The sequence below is a fragment of the Candidatus Obscuribacterales bacterium genome (assembly GCA_036703605.1).
In the GTDB taxonomy this organism is placed as follows: Bacteria; Cyanobacteriota; Cyanobacteriia; order RECH01; family RECH01; genus RECH01.
On sequence record DATNRH010000726.1, the window covers coordinates 1 to 2,811 of the forward strand.

At 55.0% G+C, this 2,811-nt stretch carries 2 protein-coding genes and 1 tRNA gene; 1 reads left to right on the forward strand and 2 read right to left on the reverse strand.

The window, feature by feature from the left end:
• Positions 1 to 285 precede the first annotated feature (285 nt).
• Positions 286 to 360, forward strand: a tRNA-Asn gene (locus tag V6D20_15200).
• A 98-nt stretch (positions 361 to 458) separates the two neighbouring features.
• On the opposite strand, the gene V6D20_15205 is transcribed toward V6D20_15200, so the two are convergent.
• Positions 459 to 2,000: a hypothetical protein gene (locus V6D20_15205; protein ID HEY9817127.1), complete on the reverse strand. Its 1,542-nt coding sequence runs from the start codon at positions 1,998 to 2,000 to the stop codon at positions 459 to 461.
• A 261-nt stretch (positions 2,001 to 2,261) separates the two neighbouring features.
• Positions 2,262 to 2,811, reverse strand: a 550-nt coding sequence (locus tag V6D20_15210) for a hypothetical protein (protein ID HEY9817128.1), incomplete at its 5' end; no start/stop codon positions are given.

Consider the following 2,811-nt stretch of genomic DNA (forward strand, 5'->3'; position numbering starts at 1 on the left):
GTCAGCGAGCTGCTCAAAGAGCTCGGCTTCGAAGGCAAGCCGGTGGTGGTCGAACTCAACCAAGAGCCCGTCTTCGCCCGCGATCACGACAAAACTCAGGTCGAAGCTGGCGCCGGTGTCGAAATCGTCGCCCTCGCAGCAGGTGGTTAAACCCTCAATTTACGGTATTTCGCCACCATTTGAATCTTGGGCATTTTCTGCTAAATTTCCCTTGAACCAAGGGGACGCTAATTTCATTGTCCCTGCCCGTCCACGGGGCTTCCAGCCCTCAGGACACCCCACAAATCCGGTGTAGCTCAGCGGCAGAGCGGGTGGCTGTTAACCACTAGGTCGTTGGTTCGATCCCAACCGCCGGAGCCATTTGAAACCCTTAACCCTCAACGGGTTAGGGGTTTCGCCTTTTAAGGAATATGGCTGTGTAGACACAAATTGTAGACACTTTTGTGTCACTGGGCCTTCTAATCAGGAATCCCTGTTTTTATAGAGTAAAAGGCCCACGAGTCCCTTTGCCCCTCTCTAAGCTTGGGTAGCCTCTGTTTCGCGACTTTATAGCCGGCTTGCCGCTTGGCCCAGTAGCCGCGGGGAGGTCTGGGTATGTTCAGTAGGGTGCAGATCCGGGCCAGCATCGAGCCCGAAACCCCGAACTCCTTGGCTAGGGACGAGGCCGGCTGGTTCCAAATCTTCTCGTGAATCTCCTTCCGTTTGACCACCACCGCGCCGCTGTGCAGGTGCTTGGGGTATGGCCTTGGTTGTGGAATAGCTCGTGCCGCCGGGGTGGACGGACTCTGCCCGGTGTTGGCTTTCTTGCGGGGCTGCTTCTTCTTTTGCTGTATGAGCCCAAGCTTGTCCATCAATGATGGCTGCATCTGTCTCGTAAGCACTCGCATCTTAGGTTTGTCGATTAAGAGCTTCAGTTCTGCCTTGGATTTCTCCGTGGCGAGTTCCTCGAGTTTGGCAATCACCCTCAGGATTTCCTCTTGATGCTGGGCTTTGTAGAAATCGCGTCGGAATCGATTGATCTCAGATTCGTTCCTCCAGACCGCTTGGACGCCGGCCTCGGCCATCTTCATGCAAAAATTGAGGATCTTGTCACGTGGTCTGGACCAAGAGCTGCGCGCCCATGTAACCGACCTCATAAATCGAACCAGTAGCTGACCAGCCTGCTCAGGGCACTTTTCGAATGCGGCCTCATGGTCAGGCATTAGATCCAGTACCGCATTGAAAGTGCTCTCCAAGCTGCTACAGCAGTGGTCGAGCATCTCCAGCCACTGAGGGATAGATGGCTTCAGTTTAAGAAACTTGAGAATCTCCTCAGCTTGCTCTGCCAGACAGATGTGAAGTGCGGGGAAGCCGTCCCAATTCTCCTCATTCTCCACCTCATCTTCATTCCAGAAGTAGCTTGGGCCTCTACCAAGGGGGTCAACCCCGGCCCACTTCAGCAGGGACAAGGCACGCAGCCTTGATTCAGCAATACAGCGGCACATTGCTACCACCGCATCTTTCTTGAGGCCGGGTATTCGATCTTTTTCCTCTAGGTAGAATCGGATCAATGGCCGGCTCCCAACCTGGCGGAAAGCTGACGCCCATCCATCCGGCTCTAGGATGTTCACGCCTCGCTTCATTCCCAGACGCACCAGATCCAAATCATGGGTGAGGCAGAGGTCATACCCACTGAGCCATCCCGTCGGGCAGCCATTCTCAAGCAGGTAGCGCAGGATGACAGTGCTGCCTTTGCGCCATGTGAGCGCGTGCATGGCGCGGTCGGCCTCTGCTTCGTCTTGCCATGCCCTCTCCCAAAGGACTTGGGTCAGGCTGAGGTTGGGCGCAGCCACGGCTTCCTCTAATGGCGACACATGCTTGTTCTCAGGTCGCAGGGTGGGCTTGCCTGAGTCGATCCACTTGATGACCTCAAAGAGCATTCCGTGGCGTACCAAATGGAGGAAATCGGCCCATTCTTCAGGGCTGCAGCGGGGGATTGAGCTGTCTGCGGCGATAGCCATGTTGAACACGCTGGATTTTGTGGGGAAATCTTCGTCAAACCAGCCTTACCGGTGAAATGTCGCATACAATAGCCCCAGATGCTGTGATGTCGGGCGCTGACAAACGCAGACAAATGCTGACATAATCAGCGGGTTGTCAGCGTTTGTCAGCGCTTGTCAGTGGTGTCAGCGTTGTCAGCGCGGTTTTCCATTTCCCGCGCCGAGATGCGCTGACGTGGTTCCGAATGGGTGTCAATCCAAGCTGACGTGGTATAACGGAAGCTAGGTTTGGGGGATTCTGCGCTCGGGCAACTCCCATTTTCCCCGGCTCAAGACCGCGTCGCCGCTCTCCTCTAATTCGATCAGCAATTCATTGCATTCACGAGCCGGAAGACTGTGAAATCGCCTCACTAGTGTGCGAGTGTCTTGAGGTCCATCAGAGAGCTTATTAAGTAAGCTCGATTGAATTCTCTTACGTCTGACCTCTCTGGCTGACCATAGCAGGTCGTTGCGCATCGCAGCCATTCGTTCAACTAGGAACTGCGCAAGAGCCTCAACTCCATCGGTGTAATTGTTGAATCCCTTTGGCTTCTCGCTCGTGGCGGTGGTGCGGGCAAAGCCAAACAGCAAGCTTGCATAGAGGTAGCGGGCCGTTCCGCTAATACCGGGTAGGGCTTCCTCTTGCTTCCGCAGAAAGCTCATCCAGCGTTTCTGTGACGGCGCGATGTCGTGATCGTAGATCAGCGGGCTGATCTTTTCCGTGTTCAGACGGTGGGCCATGATGTCGATGACGGCATGCTCAAACCGATAGTGCATATCTGTGAGTTGGGCG

Excerpts from the sequence above, each read along its gene's own strand:
- V6D20_15205 (HEY9817127.1), bottom strand. The coding sequence starts at position 2,000 with ATGGCTATCGCCGCAGACAGCTCAATCCCCCGCTGCAGCCCTGAAGAA.